The sequence below is a fragment of the Qipengyuania benthica genome, from assembly GCF_030717865.1.
Taxonomy (GTDB): Bacteria; Pseudomonadota; Alphaproteobacteria; order Sphingomonadales; family Sphingomonadaceae; genus Qipengyuania; species Qipengyuania benthica.
Map to the genome: position 1 here is coordinate 80,762 of NZ_JAVAIL010000007.1, position 6,999 is coordinate 87,760.

A 6,999-nucleotide genomic window follows, 5' to 3' on the forward strand; every position below is an offset into this window, starting at 1 on the left:
TCATGTCGTCAGTTCAAGCGCCTCGCCGACAGAACACCAAACCTCGATGCGAAAGCCGGAGGTTGGCGGCAGGCAACGCAGCCATTCAAAAGTCATCGGATATGGTAACGACGAAGCGGCATCCGCGGCAGGCCGATGCGCCGGATTGCTGGTGCCACACGCAGCGGGCACGGATGCAGCATTCTGGGACTTCGCGGTCCTTGCCGATCGCCTCGAGATCGCTCGCGACCCGCTCGGGTAAGGTGCAGCCGCCGTTCCAATTGGAACAGCCGGCGGAAGCACAGGGAGCCGCGAACCGGAAACGCCGTTCCGGTTCGCGGCCCTTGTTCGCTTCCTCGATGAACCGCGCATCGACCGCGACGGCCACCTCGAGATAGGCGATCTGCCCACCCCCCGTCACCACACCGAAGAGCTGTGCCTTTGGTGTGAGCGGGGCACTGGGGCAAAGCGGGCGATCGGCAGGCTTCATGCGCGGCTCACGTGGAACCCCGCAACGCCGCCGCCGAAGCCGCCGCCGGCCCCGTCGCCGTAGCTGCGGGCGGTCGGCAGAGGCTCGGTCACCAGTCGCCCCGCGAGGTCGATATGCGCCAGTTCGCCCAGTACAAGGTCTGACAGCTTCTTCTCGATCCGTTCGACCGTCGCCATGTCGAGAAGGCTGTCGTCGATCGTGACAGTGAATTCGAACGGTGTGTTGGATGTATCGTCCATCGTGCGTCTCCTTTCGTCTACCACCGGAAGCTCGCGGTTCCTCCGCAGCTCCAGCCGCCGCTGCTGTCGGCGCGGCAATCGACCGACCCTTCGCCTCCTCGCGGCGCAGGAGCGCCGGTTGCAGCGACGCGATTGAGTTCGAGCGCACGCACGAAATCGTCGAATTCGGGGTCGTTGATCACGCCGAGGGCGCGGGAACGGCAGTCCTCGACATTGCCGAGATCGCAGTCGGGGATACGGAAATCGAAGGTGGTCGTCGCCATGAAAGTTCTCCTTGAATGTGTTAACTAGAAGCGGATTCCGCAGCTAACGCCGGCGCTCCAGCCGCCACCGGAATTGACGTCCGCTCGCACGTCGCAGCCGCCGCCGAAGTCGCGGGCAACCGGGCCTGACCGGATCGCGTCACCGGTCACCAGCAGGTCTTCCAGCAAGGTGCCGAAGGTGGGATCGTTGAAGGTTTTGGTCATCCGCGAGCGCCAGTTGTCGGGTGAGGTCAGGTCGAGGTCGTCGAAGACGAGCGTGCAATAGAGATCGTTGGCCATTCCATTGTCCTTTCAGTTGAAGATGTGGCCGGAAAAGCGGCCGGTATCGCCGAGCAACATTGGTCGCTGCGGAAATCTCTGGGAGATCGGGGGCGTGATGGCCGCAATCAGCGCATCGAAGCTCATCTGCGGCTGCGTGGCGATGGCTTGCAGAGCATAATATGAAAAGATGCCGTGGCGTTTGCCGTTCGGCATGCGGTCGTCCCATGCGCGTTGCTCTGCACTTGCCGCGGCAACGAGCACGCGCGACGCGGGAGCCGCCTCGACACTAAAGTCGCGCGGCACCGCCTCGACGATCGCACTTCCGAACGGTCGAACCTCAGCCACGTTAAACTCGCGGGCGCGCGCCTCGTCTTCCTCCTCGTCCGGGAACGACATGCAGCGGACGAGCGGCCCATCCTCTTCGTCACCCAACCTCCGTGCCATGCCGCCCGAGTGACAGGCGTCGATGACCATCGTCAGGCGGGCGCTCGCTGGGAACTCCACTGCATCGATCAGTTCCGCCAGATCGCGGTCGAAGATCATGTGCGTCTCGCGGCCTTCGGACGCGACCGGATAGGTGACGAGCGTTTCGCTGAGGATCGCCTCGGTCGCACCGGTGTCGGGATCGCGGCGACGCACACGGGCGCCGTGCCCGGCGAAGAAGAAAACGCGCTGGTCCCCGGGCTTCGCGTCGGAGAGCAGCCAGCCGAAGTCGTCGATCAGCGTGTCTCTGGTCGCTTGTGTGTCGGCGCGTGCGCGCAGATTTCCGCTACCCGCAGCGATGTTCGCGGCCACGCAGCTGCCCCAACCTGCCAGATCGTTGGCGCATCCAGGCAGCGGTTGGCCGAGGCGGCCATAATTACCGATCCCGACGAGAAGGGCCCTGTCCATCTTCGTATCTCCTTCGGATCGAGGTGAGACGCCCATCGCCACCCCCGATCTCAACGAGTGGTATGACAGCAGGAACCGGTGGCAGTCGGTGCGGCGCGTCACGCGCGGAGCGTGATTTTTCTCACAACTCGGCCGCTTGGCGGGGCGCGCGATCGGGGTTGACGAAAGCGCGGCCAAGGACATGATGGGGGCCGATGGGATCGACGATCGAACAGGCATCCGAGCCGGCGGAGGGCCGTAGCGAGAAGCGCCAGCTGGCCGTGCTGTTCGCCGATCTGGCGGATTCCACCGCCCTGTGCAGCGTGATTGGCGACGAGCGGTTCCACGCGCTGACGCTCGACTTTCTCGGGGGCGCGGCGAAGCTCGTCGAAGCCAGCGGTGGCTATGTCGCGCGCTTCATGGGTGACGGTCTGCTCGCGTATTTCGGCTATCCCGCCGCCGGGGAAGACGACAGCGTTCGCGCGGTCCGGGCGGCGCTGGCGGTGCGAGAACTCGTCTCCGAGATCGGGGCCGCCGCAGAAATCCCGCTAGCCATGCGCGCCGGTGTGGCCACGGGAACCGTCATGCTGGGAACGTGGCTGGGAAGCGGCGCGGCGCGCGAACGACCGGTCACTGGCGATGCCGCTAATCTTGCTGCGCGCCTGCAGTCGGCGGCGCAGCCGAACGGCATCCTGGTGGCGGAATCGACCCACGCGCTGGCCCGGTCGGCGTTCCAGTTCGAGGAATGCCTTAGCTTGTCACTCAAGGGCATCGATGGCTGCACTCGAGCGTTCGCGGTCTCGGGCGCTGCGGGTTGGGACCATCGGCCTTGGATCGGACAATCCGAAGCCAACCGGCTCGTAGGACGTGTCGCAGAACTCCATACCCTCCAAGCCCATTTCGCGGAAGCGGCGAGCGGAGCCATCCGTCGGATCGCGATCCAAGGCGAGCCAGGGATTGGGAAATCGACGCTTGTCGGCGCTTTCGTGAGCGGGCTGGATCGATCCGCCTGCCGCGTCGTCCACGGCGCAGCCAATCCGGGCTACGCTAACCTGCCGTTCTTCCTTGCGGGACAATTCTTCACCGACGATGTCTTCGCTGCCGAATATGACAGCGCCGGCAGTGCGGAAGCGTTCATCAACCGCGCCGCGGACCGATTGCTGGCCGAGCCCGGATCGGGGCCACTGGTCGTGGTGGCGGAAGACCTTCATTGGAGCGATCCCTCATCGCTCTCCTTTCTCGCCGCCCTGACCGAGCGTGCTGCTGCTGGCTTCCTGCTCATATTCACCAGTCGCGCCGCGCTGCCTCCGGTGCTCGCGGATATCGATGAGGCATTGCACCTCTCGCCGTTGAACGATGTGGACATGGCTGCGCTGATCCAGCAGATCGCACCTACGGCACTCGCCTCCGCAGCAGTCCTCGACATTGTCAAACGGGCCGGCGGCGTACCGCTGTTCGGGGTCGAACTTGCGCGACTGAACGCCGATGGCGGTGACCGATTGCCCTGGTCTCTGTCCGAGCTCCTGACATCCCGCTTGACCGATTTGGGCGGCTCGCTTCGCCTTGCGCAATGCCTCGCGGTGCTCGGTCCGTCGGCAGAGATGCCCTTGCTCGCGAAGGTTTCCGACCTCGCTGCGGATGAATTCGCGACGGTGATCCAAACGCTTGAGGCCACGAAGGCAGTGCGTATTTACCGGCATGGCGTAACCGACCGGGCGATCTTCTCGCATGCGCTCATCCAGGAAGCGATCTACCGCCTCCTGCTCGAGCGGGATCGCAAGACCCTGCATCGCCGCGCAGCGGTGGCAATCGAGGTGAGCGGCGCCGGTCGGGACGTGCTCGACGATCTGGCGCGTCACTGGAACGCATGCGATGAATTCGGTCACGCCGCCTCGGTCTATGCCGCGGCCGCCGAGGCGCATCGGCTCCATTTCGGCTATGCGGAATCCGAACACGCTGTTGAGCACGGCCTCGACGCACTGAAGCGGCTGGCGCCGTCACCGCAGCGCGACCGGATCGAACTCGATCTCCAATCCACGCTCGCAAGCGTCCTCCAGATCAACCTTGGTTATTCTAACGCGCGAGCGACCGCGGCGGCCAACCGGGCCAAGGCGCTGGCCGAGCGCCACGGCGAGGTGACCCGACGGTTTCAGGGATTGGCCGGGCAATGGATGGCCGCCTCGAGCGCGGGAGACTATGCTACGGGTGCGAGCGCGGCGCGGCAGATGCTCCTCCTTGCGAATTCCGTCGGCGGACACGAACTGCTCGCCGCGGCGTGGATGGCGCAGCTGACCTCGCGCTTCCGGATGGGCGACATCACGGGCGCCGAGGAGGCATTCCAGCAGGGCGAACGCTTCTTCGCCGCTCCCGCCTTTGCCTCCCGTCCCGGCGGCATCGCTCAGACCTATGGCAACGCCGCGCTGATCGCCGTGCTGCGCGGCGATCCCGCCGGCGCGCGGGCGCGGGCGGCGTTCGCCTTGCGCAACGGGCGCCGGATGCGGAGCAACTACGATATCTGCTTCGCCGCCTATATGGCGGGCATGCTGTGCCTCATGCTGGGCGCGGACCGGATGGCGCAGCGCTGGAGCACGCGGTCGTCGGGCCTCGCGACTCGGATCGGTTTTCCGCAATTCTCCGCTATCGCGCAGGTTGTCCTCGGACGGGCGATGGCTGGCCAGGGTGAGGTTAAGACCGGCATCGATACGATCCGCAGCGGCATAGCGGCAATGGACACCACGGGATCGCGGGTCGGCCTGACGCTTTACCTGAGCTGGCTCGCCGAAGCCGAATATTTCGGAGACCTTGCCGACGCCGCCACGCTCACGCTCGACCAGGCGCTGTCGGCGAACCCCGAAGAGCGCTTCTATCTACCCGAGACCTTGCGGCTCAAGGCACGGATCCTGTCGGCTGCGAACGAAAGCGAGAGTGCTGATGCCCTTCTGGCCGAGGCACGATCGCTGGCCACGGAAGTCGGAGGGCAGTGGTTCCTTCGGCGTATTGCTTTGGATGACGGCGGTGCCCAACCGATGGCGGCTCGCTAGCCCAGCCAGACGAGTTCGCCGCTGACGACCTCGTTCGCTTCGTCCTGCACACCGTCCATGGTGCTGATAGCGCCGGTTGAAATGATCCAGTAGCGGTCCGGACCCGCTTCCACCGCGCGGAAGCTTCCGTTGACGGTCTGGGCCCCGCGATTGGCGGGCGCTGTCAGTTCTTCGAAAACCAGCTCGACATCCCAACTCTGTTCCTCGGCCACGAACCGCGCACTGCCTGCAAGGCTGAAATGGGAGTGTATTAGGGTACTGCCGGAGCCCGTCATCCTCGCCAGAGATGCGCGATGATCGCCCCGGATAACCTTCATGTTTGCAATCTTGATGCTGCCGACCCCGACGATCGTGTGCGTTTGGCCCTTTTCCATCGCGTAGCCTTCGAACCGGTAGCTGTAGCGGCCGTCCCTCATCGTTCACTGCCTCCCACGATTGAGCCTTCCCGACTCCTTCGACCATCGATAAACATCTATCTGAAATTTTTGAGGAGGGCGAAATGAAAGAACACCTATTCCGGGCGAAGCTTTCGCGCAGCGCCGAACGGATCCTATGCATGGATCCGGTGGTGGAGGAACTTACGCCGGAACAACTGGCGGCGCTGCACGTGATGAAGCATGAAGTGCTGGCATCAATCCACGGTGTGTACTTGCACATCCCTGCTGAAATCGCAGACAAGTTGTTGGGGGGATTTCTCGGGCGGCTATCGGAAGAAATGCAATAGCCTAGCACAATCAGACGTCTAGTGGGCGCCCCAGTTCGGCGGCCACCTGCGCTGACAGACGATCGAGGTCGACGACCAAGCCCTGCCGCTGCTTCTGGACGATGCCTTGGGTCGAAAGCTTCGACATTTCACGTGAAACCGTCTCGCGCTGGCTGCCGATGCGCATCGCAATAGTCTCATGAGTCGGCGGCTTTGCTACTATCACTTTGCCATCCGCAACAGGCAGCCCGACGCACAGGCGATGCAACTCGCAATGCAGTCTGTTCCGCGCAGAGAGCGCGGCTAATTCAAAAACTTTCTCGGTGAGGCGAGTTATCTCATGGGCCAGCCGTCGCATAAACCAGAAACTTAATTCAGACCGCGGTGCGACCGCTTCGAAAAATTCACTCTCGGAAATTGCAAAGATTTTGCCAACATCTGTCGCGACCACACTTGCGGACCTCGGGCCTTCGACAATCGCCGCAAGGTCACCAAATATTTCACCGGGGCCCAGATCACAGACTATGATCACCTGACCGTCGCGTGCAGTAAGCGCGACTTCGAAGCTCCCTCTTTCAATATAATAGATATCTCTATCGCGCGCGCCATGCAGCACGACCATCTGTCCTGCGCGAATGGTGAGCGGGCGTCCAACATCTTTTATATGTCGCACTAGCGCCTCAGGCGCGCTGCCTATCTTAGTGCCATTAAAAGGTGTTAGCGAACTCATTCCTGACTCCACAGCCAGAACTTCGCTACCAATTGTTGAACCAAATTCCAAGATCGGGACCTGTCAAATGTTGGCGGAATTGATTGAAGTTATATCTGAAATGCGATGCCGAAATTTATGAATCCAAATAATGATCTTGCGGTACTTCGAGAACCCGAGGGGCGTGCCATTGCCGCGGTCATTAGGCTCAGCTGGAGTACAAGTCACGCCGCTTCGGCTTTCGTCGACTTTCTGGCGATCGCCAATCCGTCGGTTGCCAGCTTTGAGGGGCGGAAGTCCCGCGAGGAGTTTTCCGAAGGGGCGTGCCATCGCCCCTCCGTGAACGTTCCAAATCTGAAGGTGGTCGCTAGGGTCCAAACCCAATCAGCCTCTTGAAAAGCGGCGGACACATTGATTCAAGGGTTCTCCACTGAGTAGGAGGTC

The 6,999-nt window shown here is 62.8% G+C and carries 9 protein-coding genes; 2 read left to right on the forward strand and 7 right to left on the reverse strand.

The window, feature by feature from the left end; all coding sequences use genetic code 11:
- Positions 1 to 85: 85 nt before the first annotated feature.
- The 5 genes from Q9K01_RS15110 to Q9K01_RS15130 are packed head-to-tail and all read right to left on the reverse strand — an operon-like array spanning position 86 to position 2,306.
- The gene (locus Q9K01_RS15110; protein WP_305930956.1) at positions 86 to 469 is read right to left on the reverse strand and encodes a hypothetical protein; all 384 of its coding nucleotides are present in this window, start codon (positions 467 to 469) and stop codon (positions 86 to 88) included.
- Positions 466 to 708: a hypothetical protein gene (locus Q9K01_RS15115; protein WP_305930957.1), complete on the reverse strand. Its 243-nt coding sequence runs from the start codon at positions 706 to 708 to the stop codon at positions 466 to 468. The genes Q9K01_RS15110 and Q9K01_RS15115 overlap by 4 nt, the downstream gene beginning before the upstream one ends.
- Positions 709 to 725: 17 nt before the next feature.
- On the reverse strand, positions 726 to 971 hold the full coding sequence (locus Q9K01_RS15120) for a hypothetical protein (protein ID WP_305930958.1): 246 nt from the start codon (positions 969 to 971) through the stop codon (positions 726 to 728).
- Positions 972 to 995: 24 nt separating this feature from the next.
- Complete coding sequence (locus Q9K01_RS15125; RefSeq protein WP_305930959.1) at positions 996 to 1,250, reverse strand: hypothetical protein; 255 nt, start codon at positions 1,248 to 1,250, stop codon at positions 996 to 998.
- A gap of 12 nt (positions 1,251 to 1,262) precedes the next feature.
- A complete protein-coding gene (locus tag Q9K01_RS15130) occupies positions 1,263 to 2,306 on the reverse strand; it encodes a caspase family protein (protein WP_305930960.1) in 1,044 nt (347 codons plus the stop codon).
- A gap of 11 nt (positions 2,307 to 2,317) precedes the next feature.
- Between Q9K01_RS15130 and Q9K01_RS15135 the strand changes: the two genes are divergently transcribed.
- Positions 2,318 to 5,143: an adenylate/guanylate cyclase domain-containing protein gene (locus tag Q9K01_RS15135; protein ID WP_305930961.1), complete on the forward strand. Its 2,826-nt coding sequence runs from the start codon at positions 2,318 to 2,320 to the stop codon at positions 5,141 to 5,143.
- On the opposite strand, the gene Q9K01_RS15140 is transcribed toward Q9K01_RS15135, so the two are convergent.
- Positions 5,140 to 5,559 carry a hypothetical protein gene (locus tag Q9K01_RS15140; protein WP_305930962.1) on the reverse strand — a complete coding sequence of 140 codons (420 nt, stop codon included), beginning with the start codon at positions 5,557 to 5,559 and terminating at the stop codon, positions 5,140 to 5,142. The two genes, Q9K01_RS15135 and Q9K01_RS15140, sit on opposite strands and share 4 nt — an antisense overlap.
- Positions 5,560 to 5,642: 83 nt before the next feature.
- Here Q9K01_RS15140 and Q9K01_RS15145 point away from each other — a divergent pair, with 83 nt between their 5' ends.
- On the forward strand, positions 5,643 to 5,867 hold the full coding sequence (locus Q9K01_RS15145; RefSeq protein ID WP_305930963.1) for a hypothetical protein: 225 nt from the start codon (positions 5,643 to 5,645) through the stop codon (positions 5,865 to 5,867).
- Between the two features lie 10 nt (positions 5,868 to 5,877).
- On the opposite strand, the gene Q9K01_RS15150 is transcribed toward Q9K01_RS15145, so the two are convergent.
- On the reverse strand, positions 5,878 to 6,576 hold the full coding sequence (locus Q9K01_RS15150) for a Crp/Fnr family transcriptional regulator (protein ID WP_305930964.1): 699 nt from the start codon (positions 6,574 to 6,576) through the stop codon (positions 5,878 to 5,880).
- Positions 6,577 to 6,999 lie beyond the last annotated feature (423 nt).